Origin of the sequence: Microbacterium deferens (assembly GCF_045517775.1) — a bacterium.
In the GTDB taxonomy this organism is placed as follows: Bacteria; Actinomycetota; Actinomycetes; order Actinomycetales; family Microbacteriaceae; genus Microbacterium.
Genome location: NZ_JBEUWT010000001.1, coordinates 1,506,800 through 1,524,184 on the forward strand (window position 1 = coordinate 1,506,800; position 17,385 = coordinate 1,524,184).

The following is a 17,385-nucleotide window of genomic DNA, read 5'->3' on the forward strand; positions in this document are numbered from 1 at the left end:
GCACCCCGGCGGGGTTCACTCCCACATGCTGGGGGCGGGGCGCTTCGTGGAGGGCAGAGCGGATGCTGCGGCCCACTCGTGCAGCCAGGGCGCGACCTCGGGGAGTCCCTCCGGGCGTCCGATGGCGGCGAACAGCTCCTCGTGGGGAACCGTGCCGCCCGAGCGACGCAGCATCCGGGCTCGGATGATCGCCTGCGCGTAGATCTCGCCGTCGACGACCGCGCGGTGCTCCAGGAAGAAGGCGCGGTCGTCATGCCCGATGAACCGGGTCTCGATGACGAAGCTCTGCCAGAGATTCAGCGACTTCCGGAACGTGATGGTCTCGTTCGACACGACCGCGTACCAGCCCTGCGCGCGGGTCGCGTCGGCCAGGCCCGTGCGGATGAGGAGGTCCCAGCGCCCCAGGTCGAACAGCGACAGGTACCGGCCGTTGTTCATGTGGCGCAGCAGGTCGATGTCGGTCGGGAGCGTGCGTACGCGGATGCGGCTGATCGCGGTGGCCGCCAGCGGGCGACTGCGGCGGTGCAGGCGAGCGCGAAGGATGACGAGGAGGGTGCGCCAGATGACATTCACGAGGCGCGATCGTATCGACCTGACAGCGATCTCGCCCCTTTCGTGGTCGATGACCTACAAAGAGATCGCCCTTTCGCCAGCGATCCCCACCAGGGCGCGCGGGCTTTCGGTCGGCGCGAGGGCTTGCGGGCGCACGAAGCCCGCGCCCGGGCCGAAAGCCCGCGTCCGGCCGATTTCCGAGCCCTCGGGCTCACGCGTAGAGTCTGCTCATGGCACCCGAAACACCTATCGAGATCCAGCGCGACATCGTCGTCCGCCCGGTTCGCGACGTGGACGCCGAGGCCCTCGGGCGCGTCCACGCGACGTGCTGGCACGAGACCTACGACCACCTGATCAGCAAGGCCGCGCTCGAGCGCGTGTCGGCTCGCCGCATGGCCGAGCTCTGGACGCACTGGGCGTCGCAGGGCGAGGACTACCGCATGCGCGCAGCCCTCGTCGACGGCGTCATCGTCGGATTCGTCGGCTCCGGCCCGTCCCGTGACGAGGATGCTCCCCGCGCCCGCGAGTTGTTCTTCATCTACCTCCTCGACGCCTGGCACGGCACCGGCATCGGACAGCAGCTGTTCGACGCGGCCGTCGAGCCCGGTGAGGAGCTCTACCTCTGGGTCGCCGAAGACAATCCCCGCGCCCACCGCTTCTGGGTCCGTAACGGCTTCACCCTCGACGGCGCCTCGCACACCGAGCCCTTCCTCGGCGAGACGCTCACCGAGGTGCGCTTCGTCCGCTGACGTGCTGCAGCTCTGGGCCCTCGACGGCATCGGCGAGATCACGCCGGGAGTCGACCTCGTCGATGTGATCGCCGCCGCCGCGGGCGGCGAGCTGCGTGACGGCGACATTCTCGTCGTGACCAGCAAGATCGTCTCGAAGGCCGAGGGCCGGATCATCGACGCCGACGATCGTGAAGACGCGATCACCGCCGAGACCGTGCGGATCGTCGCGACCCGCACCTCGGCCACCGGCCACACCACGCGCATCGTCGAGAACCGCCTCGGCATGGTCTCGGCCGCGGCCGGCGTCGATGCCAGCAACACGCCCGCGGGCACGGTGCTGCTCCTCCCCGAAGATCCGGATGCGTCGGCCCGACGTCTGGCGGAAGGACTGCGCGAACGCACGGGCGCACTCGTCGGCGTGCTGGTCTCCGACACCCTCGGACGCGCGTGGCGGGAGGGTCAGACCGACTCCGCGATCGGCGCCGGTGGCGTGCACGTCTTCGAAGACCTCCGCGGACAGACGGATGCCGAGGGCCGGCCGCTCGTCGTGACGATGCCCTGTGTCGCCGACGAGATCGCCGCCGCCGCAGATCTCGTCAAGGGCAAGGCATCGCGCCGCCCCGTCGCCGTGGTGCGCGGGCGCGCCGATCTCGTGGGCGCGCTCGACCTCCCGGGCGCGCGGTCGATCGTCCGCCCGGGCGAACGCGACATGTTCCGCCAGGGCGCCGACGAGGCCTACGCCGACGGATTCGCCGCGGGCGCCGCATCCGCCCGGTGACCCTGACCGCAAGACCGCTGCGCCGCGGCGAGACCCCCGCAGAATGTCGGGGTCTCGGCGCGCGGATCGGGTCTCGCGGTCAGCTCAGCGCCCGGCGGCGTACCCCTGCATGCCGCGCGGGTTCGCCGCGGCGATCAGCATGCCGTCCTCGCGGATCCCGGCGGCGCTGAGACGACCGAGCGACCACGACCCCGACACGGTCACGTCGTGGCCGCGCTCGCGCAGCTCGGCGACCACGGCGTCGCCGACGCGGTCCTCCACCACGACACCGAGCGGCTCGGAGTCCCGCGGGTAGAACGACGAGGGCATGTGCGTCGAGTGCCAGTTCGCCGCGTCGATCGACTCCTGGAGATTCATGCCGTGCACGAGGTGGTTCAGCAGGAACGCCACCGGCCACTGGTCCTGCTGGTCTCCGCCGGGCGTGCCGAACGCGAGGTACGGACGCCCGTCGCGCAGCAACAGCCCGGGACTCAGGGTCGTGCGCGGGCGCTTGCGCGGTGCGAGCGATCCGGCAAGACCCTGCTCGATCCAGAACATCTGGGCGCGGGTCGGCAGCGAGAACCCGAGACCGGGGATGACCGGGGAACTCTGCAGCCATCCTCCGCTCGGCGTGGCGGCGACGACGTTGCCCCACCGGTCGACGACGTCGAGGTGGCAGGTGTCGCCGCGGGTGAGGCCGTCACGGGCGACCGTCGGCTCGCCGATACCGGCGGTACCGGTCGACGGGGCCGCCACCTCGCGCGGCAGAACCGGCACGCGTCCGCCCGGCCTCCCCGGGTTCTGGCCGTCCGCCGCACGCGACCCGATGAGCCCGGCACGCTCGCGGGCGTAGTCGTCGGAGAGGAGGGCGGCCAACGGCACGTCGACGAAGTCGGGGTCGCCGTAGTAGGCCTCGCGATCGGCGAAGGCGAGCTTCGCCGTCTCGATCACCGCGTGCACCGTCTGCGCCGAACCGGGCGCGCCGAGGTCTTGGTGGGCGAGCATCGCGAGCTGCTGGAGCAGCACGGGTCCTTGCCCCCAGGGCCCCGTCTTGGCGACGGTGACACCGGCGAACTCGATGGTCGCGGGCGCCTCCCAGGTCGGCTCCCACGATGCGAGGTCATCTGCGCGAAGCAGGCCGGCGTGGTCGCGTCCACTCGAATCGCGCACCGGGTGCCGCATCCATGCGTCGACCGCTTCGGCGACGAACCCTCGATAGAAGGTCTCGCGTGCACGGGCGATCACGCGCTCGCGCGACCCGCCGCCGGCGCTCGCCTCGCGGACGATGCGTTCGAGGGTGTCGGCGAGAGCGGGATTGCGGAAACGGGCGCGCGGCGACGGCGGCGCCCCGCCGGGAAGGTAGATCTCGGCCGACGTCGGCCAGTGCGCGGCGAACAGCTCGGCGACGGTGCCGATCGTTGCCACCGCCTGCGGGATGAGCGGGTACCCGTCGCGCGCGTAGCCGATCGCGAATCGCGTGATGCGCTCCAGGGGCAGCGTTCCGTGCCGCTCGAGCATCGACATCCAGGCGCCGAAAGCGCCGGGGACGACCGCCGCGAGATGCCCGGTGCCGGGGACCACGTCGAGTCCGAGCGCGGTGAAGGCCGAGTGATCTGCTGCCGCCGGCGCCGTCCCCTGCCCGCACAGCACCCAGGGTCGCCCGGAGGCGACGTCGAAGCCGATGATGGGCGCGTCGCCGCCGAGTCCGTTCAAGTGCGGCTCGACCACGTGCAGCACCAGGCCGGCCGCCGCGGCCGCGTCGAAAGCGTTGCCGCCCTCCTCGAGCACGGCCATGCCCGCCGCCGACGCCAGCCAGTGCGTGGAGGCCACCATGCCGAACGTGCCGACGAGCTCCGGCCGCGTCGTGAGCGTCATCGGGTCCGCCCCTGCGTCGGCACCGGCACGACCCGCACGTCGCCGAAGAGCCGCGCGATCGGAACGAGAACCGCAGGACGGGCAGCGACCCATCCCGCTGCCAGCACCACCAGCGATGCGACGAAGATCGCGAAGCCCGTCCAATTCACCGTGTCTTGCGACGCATACATGTGGTTCAGGTTACGCAGCGCACCGGTGGCGAAGACCAGCGCGACGTGCACGGCGATGAAGACGAGGAAGTAGATCATCGTCCAGACGTGCACCCGCCGCGCCGCGTCGAACGGCAGCAGCCGGTTCAGTCGATCGGCCGTGCGAGGCCAGAACATGCTCAGACGCGCCCCGGTGACGATGGCGGCGGGGGCGGCGACGAACACGGTCGTGAAGTAGAAGAGCTGCTGCAGGCTGTTGTAGTTGACCCAGCCGTTGTGGGTCGGCCAGTCGAGGGTGGCGTACTGCAGGCCCGCGGCGAGCGCGTTCGGAAAGACCTCCCACGAGGTCGGCACGATCTTCATCCACTGACCGGTGGCGAAAAGGAGAGCGACGTACAGCACGCCGTTGGCGATCCAGAGCACGTCGAGCGCGAGATGGAACCACACCGTCAGGCTCATCTTTCGCCGCTTCTCGCCGCGCGGTGACCAGAAGGCGATGGGCCGCTTCTGCCTGCGCACCTGCCAGCCCGAACGGATGATGAGCGCGATCAGGAACGTGTTGAAGAAGTGCTGCCAGCCCAGCCAGGCAGGGATGCCGACCGGCGCGCCGGCGGGCAGTGGGTACTCGCCGGGATGCTGCGTCAAGAACTCCCGCACGGGATCGAGCGCGACCAGCGCTCGAGCGCCGATGACGACCAGCGCCGCCAGCGCGACGAGACCGATGATCCCGACGACGCTCGCGCCGGCCCACTGCCGCCGGGTGAAGCGGATCCGGCGCGCGCCGGGGGGAGCCTTCACCCCCGGACGATCAGCCGCTGCCACAGTCCGATTCTAGGAAAGGTGGATGCTGCGCCGGACCGGATGCGACCCTGATCGAACGACCGTCGCCAGCCGTCAGCGCCGCACTACCGACGGATGCCGTCCAGTGCGAGCCCGAGCAGCCTTTCCGCGTACTCGACGGGATCGGGCGCGGTCCGGGAGCCGAGCGAGAGGGAGTTCACGAGTGCGAGGAGGTCGAGTGCCGACACCGTGGCAGAGACCTCACCGCGTTCGAGAGCGCGCGCGTGCAGAGAACTGGCTGTGGAGATCAGCATGGTTTCGCACGCACTCGTCGCCGGGTCGGGGACGGTGCCGAGGATGAGGGCATCCGCGACGCCCCGGGTCGACGCACTGAACCGGGCCAGTTCACGAAGCCATGCCTCCAGCGCCTCACCCGCCCCCATGCGGGCGCTGAGCACATCGGCGTGCTCGCAGATCGTCGTGATGCGGTCGACGAAGACGGCTTGGAGAAGGGCGCGGCGGGTGCGGAAGCGCCGATGCAGGGTGGCCGATCCCACGCCGGCGTTGCGGGCGATGTCCTCGAGCGAGGCGTCTGCACCGACGCGCTCCACTTCGACCGCAGCCGCTCGGACGATCGCGTCGTAGTTGCGTTGGGCATCAGCTCGCATGGGGCTCCTTCACGCCGTCCCGAGAGACATTGACAAGTGGGGGCTGCCACCACTTATATTAGTGGGGTGATACCCCATTTTAGCGACGATGACGAGACCAGCAAGGTGCGCAGCCCAGCGATCAGGATCGAGGTGTGGTCGGACGTGCAGTGCGTCTGGTGCTACGTCGGCGACGCCCGCCTCCGACGAGCCGTGGAGGCGTTCGCCGGAGAGGTCGAGATACAGCACCGGTCCTTCGAACTGCAGCCCGGCTTCCCCTCCGAGGTGGACGCGACGGAGTATCTGCGGGCGAACCGCGGCATGGACGACGCCGACCAGGAACGGGTCTTCTCGCAGATGAAGACCGTCGCCGCCGCCGAGGGACTGCAGTACGAGCCGCAGTCGATCCGGCCCACGAACTCGCACCTGGCCCTGGAGATGCTCCACTACGCGCAGACTCAGGGCGTCCGCCGACGAATGAGCGACCGTCTCTACCGCGCGTACTTCGTCGAGGGCCACCACCTCGGATCGGTCGATGCGCTCGTCGAGCTGGCGGGCGACGCGGGGCTGGACCCCGAGCGGGCGCGCGCTGTCCTGACGGCCGGCACCTACCGGGCCGCCGTCGACAGGGACGCCGACACCGCGCGCGCACTCGGCGCCCGCGGCGTACCTTTCATGGTCGTCGACGACCGGTTCGCGATCCCGGGCGCGCTCGGCACCGAGGAGCTGACGCAACTCCTCACCCGCGTCGCCGAGGCATGACCGACTCGATTCCCTTCGCTCTCGTCCCGCAGGCCGCGGCCTGCGTCGATGGCGTCTGCACCTTCCCCACCCCACCCGCAACCAGAACGGAACACCCTCTCATGGACACGATCACCCCCACACCGCACGAACGGTTCGAGATCCTCGACCTCGTCCACCGCTATTCGACCGGGATCGACACTCGGGACTGGGCTCTCTTCGCGTCCACGTTCACCGACGACGCTCACGTGGACTTCGGGTTCGCTCAGTGGGAGGGCGCCCCGTCGTTCACCGCCTTCATGCGAGAGACCCACGACCCCGCCGGACGCACGCTCCACCGCATGACCAACACGGTGGTGACCGGGATCGACCCCCTGACGGCCCGCACCTACGGTGACGCCATCGTCCTGCAACCCGACAACGTCCACGGCACGATCGCCAACGCCTGGTACGACGACGAGATCGTGCGCACCCCCGACGGCCTTCGAATCCGGCGCCGCGTCGTACACATGATCTCGATGCGCGCCATCGGACCCAATCTGGTCGCCGAGATGTGACCTGATCAGCGGTGGCGAAAGCGCGCCTCGCGCTTCTCGCGGAAAGCGGCCATCCCCTCCTTCTGGTCGTCGGTCGCGAACAGCGCCGCGAACGCCTGCTTCTCGAAACGGAGCCCCTCGGCGAGCGGTGTCTCCAGGGCCGCGTCGAGCGCCGCAGTCGCCGCGTACAGGGCAGGGAGGGGCTTGGCCGCGATTCCCTCGGCGATGCCGGCGACCTCGGCGAGCAGCCGGTCGGCCGGCAACACGCGCGAGACGATCCCCGCGCGCTCGGCCTCGGCAGCATCCATGGTCCGCCCGGTGAGGATCAGGTCGGCCGTCTTGTACGACCCGATCGCCCGCGCCAGTCGTTGCGACCCTCCCATGCCGGGAATCACCCCGAGCGTGATCTCGGGCTGGCCGAAGCGCGCGGAGTCGGCGGCAATGACGAGGTCGCACATGAGCGCGAGCTCGCAGCCGCCGCCGAGGGCGTAGCCGGCGACGGCGGCGATCGTGGGCGTGCGCACGGCGGCGAATCGGCTCCACGCCCCGAAGTGGTCGTCCACGATCATCTCGACCGAGGTCTTCGCCTCCATCTCCTTGATGTCGGCGCCGGCGGCGAAGGCTCTCGCCGACCCGGTGACGACGATCGCACCGATCCCGGGGTCGGCGTCGAACGCCTCGGCCGCCTCGACGACCTCCCGCATGAGCATCGTGTTCAGGGCGTTGAGGGCGTTCGGCCGATTCAGCGTGATCCAGCCCACGCGTCCGCGGGTCTCGGTGAGGATCGTCTCGTACGTCATGGGGTCCCTTCCGAAGAGCGGATGCTGCGCGCCAGCCCTCCGATCCTCCCCCGGCGCACCCGCGGAGTCGACCGTCGCCGGATGGTCGTCTCTCGTTCACCTCGCGGTCACCACGACCGGCGAGGGTCGACGAGGCCGGTCTGGAGTTCCACGGAACCGGTGCGTACCCCCGTCTCATCACCTACCCGAGGACACGCATGCCCACGCATTCCTTCCGCCGCGCCGTCGCGTTCACCGCGACCGCCGCAGCGGTGTGCGCGCTCGCCCTGTCGAGCGCCACCGCGGCTTCCGCCGCGATCGTCCCTGTTCCGATCACGCGCAGCGCCGACGGTGCCGCGCTCGCGCTGAGCCCGATCGGCACCTTCGAGTCGGGCGTCTTCGACGAGTCGGCTGCCGAGATCGTGCAGACCTATCGCGACCGCATCTTCGTCGTCAACGCGCAGGCGGGCTCGGTCAGCGTGCTCGACAACGCCGATCCGACGAAGCCGGTCGAGCAGTTCGCTCTCACGTCGGAGGGCGTGGCCAACTCGCTCGCGATCCGCGACGACGGCCTCGGTGTGATCGCCTTCGAGGCGCCGGTGAAGACCGACCCGGGCCACGTCGTCTTCTTCGACGCGAATGCTGCGGATGCGGCATCTGCGATCCTCGGTGAGATCACCGTCGGGGCCCTTCCCGACATGGTCACCATCTCGAAGGACGGCGCGTACGCCGTCGTCGCCAACGAAGGCGAGCCGGCCGACGACTTCACGACCGACCCCGAGGGATCCGTCGGGGTCATCAAGCTGCCGTCCACCGTCTCGCTGCCGGCGACCGCCGACGCGAAGACGGCGAACTTCCGCGCGTTCGAACCCGGGGGCACCAAGACCCTCGACCCGAAGGTGCGTATCTTCGGCCCGGACGTCGCCGCTGCGGGCCAGGACCCGACGACGCTGTCGACCAACCGCGTGAGCCGCAACCTCGAGCCCGAATACGTCACCGTCTCCGGCACGACCGCGTACGTCGCGCTGCAGGAGGCCAACGCCATCGCGGTGGTCGACCTCACCAAGCCCGAGGTCACGAAGATCCTGCCGCTGGGCTTCAAGGACTACGCGAAGAACACCCTCGACGCGAGCGACCGCGACCCCGAAGGGGCCCCCACCTACAACCAGAAGAGCTACGCGGGCTTGTTCGGCATGTACATGCCCGACGGCATCAGCTCGTACGTCGCCGCCGACGGCAGAACCTACCTGGTCACCGCCAACGAGGGCGACGGCCGCGAGTGGGGTGACTACGACGAGACCGCCCGGGTGAAGGACCTCGGCAAGAAGGGCCTCGCACCGGTCTGCGCCACTTCTCCCCTCGCATCGAAGCTCGGCGACGCGGATCTGGGTCGCTTGAACGTCACGACCTCGATGGGCCTGAACGCCGACGGCACCTGCTACTCCGAGCTCTACACCTTCGGAGGACGCTCGTTCTCGGTCTGGTCGACCGACGGCGTGCTGGTCTTCGACTCGGGCAGCCAGTTCGAGCAGGTCACCCACGACGCGAACCCCGCCTTCTTCAACTCCAACCACACGGAGAACAACCTCGAGGGCCGCAGCGACGACAAGGGCCCCGAGCCCGAGAACCTGGTCGTCGGCGTCGTGGACGGCCGGACCTACGCCTTCGTCGGCCTCGAGCGCGTGGGCGGCGTGATGGTCTACGACATCACGACCGCGAGCGCCCCGACCTTCGTCACGTACGTCAACAACCGCGACGTCACGAAGACGCCGGGAACGCCCGCCGCGGGCGACCTCGGCCCCGAGGGTCTCGCGTTCACCTCGGCGCTGCGCTCCCCCACGGGAACGCCCCTGCTGACGATCGGCAACGAGGTCTCCGGAACGACGACGACCTTCGAGGTCGACAGTCTCCTCAGCGACGACGCACAGCCCGACGTGCAGGTGCTCACGATCAACGACTTCCACGGCCGCATCGTGCAGGAAGCCTCCAACGGCTACGCCGGCGCGGCGGCTCTCACCGGTGCCGTGGACGCGTACCGCGCGCAGAACCCCAACACGCTGTTCGTCTCGGCGGGCGACAACATCGGAGCCTCGGCATTCGAGTCGTTCATCCAGGACGACCAGCCGACGCTCGACGCACTGAAGGCCGCGAAGCTGGACGTGAGCGCCGTGGGAAACCACGAGTTCGACCAGGGCTTCGATGACATCCAGCGCGTGATCGACACCCTCGGCGGCCCGCAGTACGCGCTCGGCGCGAACGTGTACGAGAAGGGCACCGACACCCCCGCCCTCGAGGAGTACACGGTCGAGACCACCGAGAGCGGCGCGCGCATCGCCTTCATCGGCGTCGTCACCCCGCAGACGCAGACGCTGGTCAACCCGGCCGGTATCGCCGACATCGAGTTCGGCGACATGGGAGAGGCCGTCGACCGTGTCACCGCCGAGATCGTCGCCGCCGATGCGGCCGACGTGGTCGTCGTCCTGGCGCACGACGGCGGAGCGAGCTCGAGCATCGAGGCGCTGCAGGCCGACACCACCTCCGACTTCGGTCGCCTGGTGCACAACCTGCCGGCCGACGTCGACGCTGTCGTCTCGGGGCACACGCACCAGACGTACGCGGGCGAGGTCGACGGCGTTCCCGTCGTGCAGGCGAACCAGTACGGCACGCGCCTCGGAACGCTCGACATCGACCTCGACGCCGACAACACGCTGGTCTCGATCGAGCCCGGTCTCGTGACCCTCTTCGACGCTCCGGTGTCGATGAGCGCCGCCTACCCGAACCTCGAAGTCAACGAGGTCGTCGCCGAGGCGAAAGCCGAGGCCGACATCCTCGGTCGGGAGCAGGTCGGAACGATCACCGAGAGCATCAACCGCGCGAAGACTCCGGCCGGCGCCGAAGATCGCGGCGCGCACTCGACCCTCGGCAACACCGTGGCAGACGTGTACCTGTGGGCCACGAGCGAGAACCCCGAGTACGGCGGCACCGACGCCCAGATCGCGTTCATGAACCCGGGCGGCCTCCGCGCCGACCTGGTGCCGGGCGAGAACGGCGCGGTCACCTACCGCGCGGTTGCCAATGTGCAGCCTTTCGGCAACACCCTGGTGACCCTGGAGCTCACCGCCGCGCAGCTGAAGGCCGTGCTCGAAGAGCAGTGGCAGCCGGCGAGCTCCAGCCGTCCGAAGCTCGCGCTCGGAGTCTCGGAGGGCTTCTCGTTCGAGTACCTCGAGACCGCGGAGCGCGGGTCGCACATCGGCGCCATCACGCTGAACGGCGAAGAGCTCGACGTGAAAGACACCGCCACGACCTACAAGATCGTGACCAACTCGTTCCTTGCGGCGGGCGGCGACAACTTCACCACGTTCGCGCAGGGTACGCGCGCGGCCGACTCCGGGCAGATCGACCTCGCCGCCACGGTGAACTTCTTCGAGGCAGCTGACGGCCCCGTCGCCCCGTCCCCGGCCGATCGCGCGGTGCTGGTCACCAGCATCGACCCGGTCGGGCCGACCGACCCCGGCACCAGCCCGGAGCTCCCGGGAACGGGCCCCGACACCACGCCGCCGGCACCGACCAACCCGGGCGGCACCCCGCCCGCGGCGGGAACGCAGGTCGGCGGCGACTGGGCCGACGTCACGCTGAGCAATGGCGGACGCGTCGAGCAGGGCCGCACCCTCACGGTGACGGTGTCGGGTCTCGAGCCCGGCCAGCAGATCGCGGCGACGCTGTTCAGCCAGCCGCTCGTCGTCACCGGCATCCCCGCCGCCAGCGCCCAGGGCGTCACGACCTTCGCGGTCGCGATCCCGGCGGACTTCGACCTCGGGGCGCACCGCCTCGTGGTCACGTCCGCGGGCCTCGCCGACATCTCCGTCGGCGTCACGGTCGTCGCACCCGGCGCCCTCGCGGCGACCGGTGCCGAGCTGCCGTGGGGCATCGCGTTCGGGGCGGGCTTCCTGCTGATTGCCGGAGGCCTCGCCTTCGCCCTCCGCAAGCGCCGCACCGTCGTCGGCTGACACCAGCCGCCTGCCACAGAGGCCCTCACCCTTCGGGGTGGGGGCCTCTGCCGTCGGCCGCGGCATCCGCTTCACCGAAAGTGCCCGAAACCGCCGAAGGTGCCCGAGAAGGAGGGCACTTTCGGCGGTTTCGGGCACTCTCGGCGCGAGCAGCGGCCGAGACGCGGGCTCAGCCGTCCCAGCGACGGAACAGCGCGGCGAGCGCCTGGCCGCCGCCGATGCACATCGTCACCACCGCGTACTCGAGATCGCGGCGGCGGAGGTCCATCGCCGCGCGCACCGACAGGATCGCGCCGGTCGCCCCGACCGGGTGGCCCAGCGCGATCGCCCCGCCGTACGGATTCGTCTTCTGGGGGTCCAGGCCCGCATCGCGGATGACGGCGACCGCCTGTGCGGCGAACGCCTCGTTGAGCTCGATCACGTCGACGTCGGCGGGAGTGAGCCCGGTCTGCGCCCACAGCCGCTCGAGGGCGATCACCGGGGCGTAGCCCATGATCTCGGGGTCGACCCCGGCCGTGGCCACCGCTTCGAGCGTGGCGAGCCCCGCGAGACCCCGATCGCGCGCGTCGGACTCCCGCATCAGCACGGTCGCCGCCGCCCCGTCGTTGATACCCGAGGAGTTGCCCGCGGTGACCGATCCGCCCTCGCGGAACGCGGCGCGCAGGCCCGCGAGCACCTCCAGGGAGGTGTCGGGGCGCGGATGCTGGTCGACCGCCACCTCGACGCCGGTGCGGCCCGGAGTCGTCACGGGCGCGATCTCTTCCGCGAAGGCCGCCCGCGCAGCATCCGTCGCCGCGCGCCGTTGACTCTCCACCGCGAACTCGTCCTGTTCGCGACGGGAGACGCCGTAGCGTTCGGCGACGTTCTCGGCGGTCGTTCCCATGTGCGTGCCGCTGAACGGGTCGGTCAGGATCGCGAGGGTGCCGTCGAGCAGCCGGCGGTCGCCGAGCCGAGCGCCGTCGCGGGCGCCGAAATCGAGGAACGGCGTGCGCGACATGCTCTCGTCGCCGCCCGCGACGACGACGTCGACGCCGCCCCACAGCAGCTCCTGCGCGCCCGACCAGATCGCCTGCAGCCCCGAACCGCAGAGGCGGTTGACGGTGAACGCGGGCACGCGGGTCGGCAGCCCTGCGGCGAGCGCCACCCGGCGGGCGTTGTAGGCGTCGGGTCCGTTCTGGGCGATACAGCCCATCACGACCTCGTCGACGTCGGCGGGGGCCAGGCCCGCGCGCTCGAGCGCAGCGCCGACCGCCACCGCTCCGAGCTCGTGAGCCGGAACCGTCGACAGCGATCCGGCGAAGCTCCCGATCGGTGTGCGCGCACCGGCGACGAGCACGACCCGCTCGCGGTCGGCCATCAGCCCGCCGCCTCCTCCGGGCGGTCGGCCGTATCGTCGGCGACAACGAGATCCTCGTGGCCGTCGAGGTGGCGCTCGTCGGGCCCGTTGTACTCCGACAGCGGGCGGATGAGCGCGTTCGACGCCCGCTGCTCGCGGATGTGGGCGGTCCACCCCGTGACGCGCGCAGCGACGAACAGCGGCGTGAAGGTCGCGGTGTCGAAGCCCATCAGGTGGTACGCCGGCCCCGAGGGGTAGTCGAGGTTCGGGTAGATGCCCTTGCGGTCGACGAACTCCGTCTCGAGCGCGTCGTAGAGATCGAGCACGTCCGGCCTGTCGTAGTGCTCGACGAGCTCGACGAGGGCCGCGCGCATCGTCGGAACCCGGGAGTCGCCGCGCTTGTAGACGCGGTGCCCGAACCCCATGATCTTGCGCTTCTCGGCGAGCGCGGCGTCGAGCCAGGGCACGACGTTCGACGCGTCGCCGATCTCGTCGAAGACGTGCATGACCGCTTCGTTCGCGCCCCCGTGCAGGGGGCCCTTCAGCGCTCCGATCGCACCGACGACGGCGGAGTACAGGTCGCTCAGGGTCGACGTGATCACGCGAGCGGTGAACGTGGAGGCGTTGAACGAGTGCTCGGCGTAGAGGATGAGCGAGACGTTGAACGCGTCGACGACGAGCGGCTCGGACTCCTCCGCGAACGTCATCCAGAGGAAGTTCGCGGCGTAGTCGAGGTCGTCACGGGGCTCGACCGGCTCGATCGGGTCGTCGTCGCGACGACGGCGCTGGTCGTACGCGATGACGGCCGGAAGAGCGGAGAAGAGGCGGATGCTGCTGGCCAGCTCCGCCTCGGGGCTCGCATCGTCGGCGTGGGGATCGGTCGCCCCGATCACGCTCACCGCCGTCCGCACCACGTCCATCGGGTGCGCGGTGGTCGGCACCAGGTCGATCGCCGCTCGTACGGCCGGCTGCAGCATCCGGTTCTCCCGCTCCGCGGCGCGCAGCTCGGCCAGCTGCGCGGAGGTGGGCAGCTCGCCGTGCCACAGGAGGTAGGCGACCGCCTCGAAGGGCTGGGAGGCGGCGAGCTCCTGCACGGGGTAGCCCCGGTAGAGGAGGCTGTTGGTGTCGGGGTTCACCTTGCTGATCGCGGTGTAGTCCACCACCACGCCGGCGAGGCCCTTCTTGATGTCGGTCATCTCTCTCCTTCGAGATCGGCGGATGCTGTGGTTCAGCGCTCCACGCGGAAGTCGAACACGTTCGTGTCGAACCGGGTATAGCCCTCGTAGTCGATGAGGTCGTACAGGTCGGCACGGTGCTGCATCTCGCCGAGTTTCGAGGTCAGGTGCCCCTCGCCGTCGAGCGTGTCGAGCGCCCTGTCGGCGGCGCCCATCGCGAGACGCAGGAGCGAGACGGGCCAGATCACGATGTTGACGCCGGCGCTGCGCAGCTGCTCGGTGGAGAACAGCTCGCTCTTGCCGAACTCGGTCATGTTGGCCAGGATCGGCACGTCGAGCGCCTCGCGCATCGCCTCGAACTCACCGAGGTCGCGCATCGCCTCCGGGAAGATCGCGTCTGCGCCGGCGTCGATGAGCGCCTTCGCTCGGTCGATCGCCGCCTCGAGACCGTCGATCGCGCGGATGTCGGTGCGCGCCATCACGAGGAAGTTCGGGTCGCGCCGCGCGTCGACGGCGGCGCGGATCCGCTTGACGGCGGTGTCGCCGTCGACGACGCTCTTGCCGTCGAGATGCCCGCAGCGCTTCGGATTCACCTGGTCTTCGATGTGGGCACCCGCCAGCCCCGCGTCTTCGAGGGTCTGGATGGTGCGGGCGACGTTCATCGGTTCGCCGAACCCGGTGTCGGCGTCGATGATCGCCGGAAGCTCGGTCATGCGGGCGATCTGCTGCCCGCGGCCGGCGACCTCGGTGAGCGTCGTGAGTCCGATGTCGGGCAGGCCGAGGTCTGCGGCGAGCACGGCGCCGGAGATGTAGACCCCGTCGAAGCCCTTCCGCTCGATCAGCCGCGCCGACAGCGGATTGAACGCGCCCGGGAAGCGCAGCAGCTCGCCCGATGCGAGGCGTTCGCGCAGCATCCGCCGCTTCTCGTGCGCCGGGGTCTGGGCGTAGAGCATCAGCCGACCTCCACCCCGCGTGCGCCCGTACTCAGGATGGATGCCGACGCGACAGCCCGACAGGGGCGTGTCGCGGCCGCCGCGGCACGACCATCCTGAGTTCGTGCGCGGCGAGTGGGGGCATCCGCGACGCGACCGAGCATCAGAACAGACCCTTGGGGGCGGGGGCGAGGGCGAGAACGCCGTGCTTGGCGACGATGTTCAGCTGCAGCACCTCCGCCGCCGTGAGCTCGGGCAGGCGCTCGGCGAGGTCGAGGAAGCGCTCGATCTCCTCCGGCAGCAGCACGGGCTCGGCCAGCAGGCGGAACTTGCGCACGTAGTCCTCGCGCGCGAACGGGCGAGCGCCCAGCGGGTGGGCATCGGCGACGGCGATCTCGTCCTCGACGGTCGAGCCGTCGGCGAGGGTGATCACGACGCGGCCGCCGAAGGCCTTCTCGTTCGGGTCTTCGGAGTGGTAGCGGCGCGTCCATTCGGCGTCCTCCGCGGTGGTGACCGTGCGCCACAGCTCGACGGTGTCGGCACGGCCGGCGCGCTCCGGCGTGTACGAGTCGACGTGGTGCCAGGCGCCGTCCTGCAGCGCAACGGCGAAGATGTACGGGATCGAGTGGTCGAGCGTCTCGCGCGAGGCCGCCGGGTCGTACTTCTGCGGGTCGTTCGCACCGGAGCCGATGACGTAGTGCGTGTGGTGACTCGTGTGCAGCACGATCGAGGCGATGTTCGCCGGGTCGCGCAGATCGGGCCGCTCGGTGCCGAGACGACGGGCGAGGTCGATCCACGCCTGCGCCTGGTACTCGGCGGAGTGCTCCTTCGTGTACGAATCGAGGATCGCGCGCTTGGACTCTCCGGCGGCGGGCAGCGGAACGTCGTACGAGGCCTCCGTGCCGTCGAGCATCCAGGCGACGACGCCGTCCTCTCCCTCGTAGATCGGGGCGGGCGCCGTCTCGCCGCGCATCGCGCGGTCTACCGCCTCGACGGCGAGCTTCCCGGCGAACGCGGGCGCGAACGCCTTCCACGTCGAGATCTCACCCTTGCGCGACTGGCGCGTGGCGGTGGTGGTGTGCAGTGCCTGACCGATCGCCTGCCGGATGGTCTCGGTGTCGAGGCCCAGCAGCGTGCCGATCCCCGCGGCAGCCGCGGGGCCGAGGTGGGCGACGTGGTCGATTTTGTGCCTGTGCAGCGAGATCGCCCGCACGAGGTCGATCTGGATCTCGTAGGCCGTGGCGAGCCCGCGCACGAGTGCCGCCCCGTCGCGACCCGTGTGCTGGGCGACGGCCAGGATCGGCGGGATGTTGTCGCCCGGGTGGGAGTAGTCGGCGGCGAGGAACGTGTCGTGATAGTCGAGCTCGCGCACGGCAACCCCGTTCGCCCACGCGGCCCACTCAGGGCTCGTGCGTCGTTCGAGGGCGCAGCCGAAGATCGTCGCGCCGGGGCCGCTGATCGAGACCGGGTGGTCGAGCGCCTGCTGGCGAGCGGCGCTCACGGGACGTCGGGTGAGGGATGCTGCCGCCACCGCGGCGTTGTCGATGATCCGGTTGACGATCATGTCGACGACGTCGTCGTCGACGCCCACCTCGTCGGTCGCGACCTCCGCGAGGTGCCATGCCAGCTCGCCTTCGCGGGGCAGGTGCTCGTCGCTGCGGTGGACTCGGAGGTGATGGGAGATCGTCATGGGGGGCCTTTCGTGGGGCATTCCCTACCCATACTGCCTGCCCGGCGGTGAGAGGGCCTCCCCCGTCCGCCCTCGGCGTGAGCCTCTTGACGAAACGTGGCACCACCCCACGGCAGCCCGTTGCACGCGGTGCGGCCGTTCGCAGGTTGCCGTCGCGGTCAGGCGGTGGCCCACCCGACGTCGCGACGACCGCGATCAGTCATCGTCGCCGTCGTCATCGCCGCCGTCGTCGTCAGCACCGTCGTCGTCAGCATCGTCATCCCCGTTGTCGTCGTCGTCGATCGGCTGCGGCGCCGGCGGCGCGACGGGCTGAGGCGCGACGGGCTGGGGCGCCGGGGGCTGCGGCGCTTCGGGCTGCGGCGCTTCGTTCACCGGAGGCTGCGTGCCCTCCGCCGGGGGCGCCTCGGAAGACGTATCGCCGCCGGCCGGTGCAGAATCCTCGGGCTGCGGAACGACGGCGGGGCGGTTGCCCGTGAGCGGTCCGTCGTCGAACGTGCGGTCGACCGACGTGCGCGGCTCGAGCACTGCGGCGACCGCGACTGTGCCGCCCGCGCCCACCACCGCGGCGAGCGCGATCACTCCGGCGACCATCCACGCGCGTCTGCTCATCACTGTCGATCCTCTCTCGGGCACGTCGATGCCGGCGTTCGACCATCAGCCTCTCCAGGCTGGATGACACGAACGAAAGACGACGATGA

15 protein-coding genes are annotated in these 17,385 nt (G+C 70.4%); 5 read left to right on the forward strand and 10 right to left on the reverse strand.

The features are described 5' to 3' along the window. Positions 1 to 15 precede the first annotated feature (15 nt). Entirely contained in the window at positions 16 to 573 is a 558-nt protein-coding gene (locus tag ABTU82_RS07100; protein WP_116648058.1) for an acyl-CoA thioesterase, read from the reverse strand. Positions 574 to 782: 209 nt separating this feature from the next. Here ABTU82_RS07100 and ABTU82_RS07105 point away from each other — a divergent pair, with 209 nt between their 5' ends. Next, positions 783 to 1,301: a GNAT family N-acetyltransferase gene (locus ABTU82_RS07105; protein WP_116648059.1), complete on the forward strand. Its 519-nt coding sequence runs from the start codon at positions 783 to 785 to the stop codon at positions 1,299 to 1,301. 1 nt (position 1,302) lies between these two features. Next, complete coding sequence (gene cofE, locus ABTU82_RS07110; RefSeq protein ID WP_116648060.1) at positions 1,303 to 2,061, forward strand: coenzyme F420-0:L-glutamate ligase; 759 nt, start codon at positions 1,303 to 1,305, stop codon at positions 2,059 to 2,061. A gap of 84 nt (positions 2,062 to 2,145) precedes the next feature. Here the strand turns inward: cofE and ABTU82_RS07115 are convergent, their stop codons facing one another. The 3 genes from ABTU82_RS07115 to ABTU82_RS07125 form a co-directional block, all read right to left on the reverse strand. Further along, on the reverse strand, positions 2,146 to 3,915 hold the full coding sequence (locus ABTU82_RS07115) for a gamma-glutamyltransferase family protein (protein WP_116648061.1): 1,770 nt from the start codon (positions 3,913 to 3,915) through the stop codon (positions 2,146 to 2,148). After that, the gene (locus ABTU82_RS07120) at positions 3,912 to 4,886 is read right to left on the reverse strand and encodes a cytochrome b/b6 domain-containing protein (RefSeq protein ID WP_407172594.1); all 975 of its coding nucleotides are present in this window, start codon (positions 4,884 to 4,886) and stop codon (positions 3,912 to 3,914) included. Before ABTU82_RS07120 ends, ABTU82_RS07115 begins: the two co-directional genes overlap by 4 nt. 83 nt (positions 4,887 to 4,969) lie before the next feature. Then, positions 4,970 to 5,512, reverse strand: a complete 543-nt coding sequence (locus tag ABTU82_RS07125) for a TetR/AcrR family transcriptional regulator (RefSeq protein WP_407172596.1) — start codon at positions 5,510 to 5,512, stop codon at positions 4,970 to 4,972. A gap of 66 nt (positions 5,513 to 5,578) precedes the next feature. On the opposite strand from ABTU82_RS07125, the gene ABTU82_RS07130 reads away from it, so the two are divergent. Continuing rightward, complete coding sequence (locus tag ABTU82_RS07130; protein WP_407172598.1) at positions 5,579 to 6,253, forward strand: DsbA family oxidoreductase; 675 nt, start codon at positions 5,579 to 5,581, stop codon at positions 6,251 to 6,253. A gap of 101 nt (positions 6,254 to 6,354) precedes the next feature. Continuing rightward, positions 6,355 to 6,789 carry a nuclear transport factor 2 family protein gene (locus tag ABTU82_RS07135; protein ID WP_116648217.1) on the forward strand — a complete coding sequence of 145 codons (435 nt, stop codon included), beginning with the start codon at positions 6,355 to 6,357 and terminating at the stop codon, positions 6,787 to 6,789. 5 nt (positions 6,790 to 6,794) lie between these two features. On the opposite strand, the gene ABTU82_RS07140 is transcribed toward ABTU82_RS07135, so the two are convergent. After that, entirely contained in the window at positions 6,795 to 7,568 is a 774-nt protein-coding gene (locus tag ABTU82_RS07140; RefSeq protein ID WP_407172600.1) for an enoyl-CoA hydratase-related protein, read from the reverse strand. 197 nt (positions 7,569 to 7,765) lie between these two features. Here ABTU82_RS07140 and ABTU82_RS07145 point away from each other — a divergent pair, with 197 nt between their 5' ends. Further along, entirely contained in the window at positions 7,766 to 11,554 is a 3,789-nt protein-coding gene (locus ABTU82_RS07145) for a choice-of-anchor I family protein (RefSeq protein ID WP_407172602.1), read from the forward strand. A 169-nt stretch (positions 11,555 to 11,723) separates the two neighbouring features. Here ABTU82_RS07145 and ABTU82_RS07150 read toward each other — a convergent pair whose 3' ends face one another. The 5 genes from ABTU82_RS07150 to ABTU82_RS07170 all read right to left on the reverse strand — a co-directional run bounded on the left by ABTU82_RS07150 (position 11,724) and on the right by ABTU82_RS07170 (position 17,296). Next, a complete protein-coding gene (locus ABTU82_RS07150; RefSeq protein WP_407172604.1) occupies positions 11,724 to 12,911 on the reverse strand; it encodes a thiolase family protein in 1,188 nt (395 codons plus the stop codon). Next, the gene (locus ABTU82_RS07155; RefSeq protein ID WP_407172606.1) at positions 12,911 to 14,086 is read right to left on the reverse strand and encodes a bifunctional 2-methylcitrate synthase/citrate synthase; all 1,176 of its coding nucleotides are present in this window, start codon (positions 14,084 to 14,086) and stop codon (positions 12,911 to 12,913) included. The genes ABTU82_RS07150 and ABTU82_RS07155 overlap by 1 nt, the downstream gene beginning before the upstream one ends. A 32-nt stretch (positions 14,087 to 14,118) precedes the next feature. Next, entirely contained in the window at positions 14,119 to 15,018 is a 900-nt protein-coding gene (gene prpB / locus ABTU82_RS07160; protein WP_407172608.1) for a methylisocitrate lyase, read from the reverse strand. A gap of 142 nt (positions 15,019 to 15,160) precedes the next feature. After that, entirely contained in the window at positions 15,161 to 16,687 is a 1,527-nt protein-coding gene (locus tag ABTU82_RS07165; RefSeq protein ID WP_407172610.1) for an MmgE/PrpD family protein, read from the reverse strand. Between the two features lie 195 nt (positions 16,688 to 16,882). Next, on the reverse strand, positions 16,883 to 17,296 hold the full coding sequence (locus tag ABTU82_RS07170) for a hypothetical protein (protein WP_407172612.1): 414 nt from the start codon (positions 17,294 to 17,296) through the stop codon (positions 16,883 to 16,885). Between the last annotated feature and the right edge of the window lie 89 nt (positions 17,297 to 17,385).

Coding starts and splice junctions, on each gene's coding strand:
- ABTU82_RS07105 (WP_116648059.1), top strand. CDS start 783: ATGGCACCCGAAACACCTATCGAGATCCAGCGCGACATCGTCGTCCGC.
- ABTU82_RS07115 (WP_116648061.1), bottom strand. CDS start 3,915: ATGACGCTCACGACGCGGCCGGAGCTCGTCGGCACGTTCGGCATGGTG.
- ABTU82_RS07125 (WP_407172596.1), bottom strand. CDS start 5,512: ATGCGAGCTGATGCCCAACGCAACTACGACGCGATCGTCCGAGCGGCT.
- ABTU82_RS07135 (WP_116648217.1), top strand. CDS start 6,355: ATGGACACGATCACCCCCACACCGCACGAACGGTTCGAGATCCTCGAC.
- ABTU82_RS07140 (WP_407172600.1), bottom strand. CDS start 7,568: ATGACGTACGAGACGATCCTCACCGAGACCCGCGGACGCGTGGGCTGG.
- ABTU82_RS07145 (WP_407172602.1), top strand. CDS start 7,766: ATGCCCACGCATTCCTTCCGCCGCGCCGTCGCGTTCACCGCGACCGCC.
- ABTU82_RS07150 (WP_407172604.1), bottom strand. CDS start 12,911: ATGGCCGACCGCGAGCGGGTCGTGCTCGTCGCCGGTGCGCGCACACCG.
- ABTU82_RS07155 (WP_407172606.1), bottom strand. CDS start 14,086: ATGACCGACATCAAGAAGGGCCTCGCCGGCGTGGTGGTGGACTACACC.
- prpB (WP_407172608.1), bottom strand. CDS start 15,018: ATGCTCTACGCCCAGACCCCGGCGCACGAGAAGCGGCGGATGCTGCGC.
- ABTU82_RS07165 (WP_407172610.1), bottom strand. CDS start 16,687: ATGACGATCTCCCATCACCTCCGAGTCCACCGCAGCGACGAGCACCTG.
- ABTU82_RS07170 (WP_407172612.1), bottom strand. CDS start 17,296: ATGAGCAGACGCGCGTGGATGGTCGCCGGAGTGATCGCGCTCGCCGCG.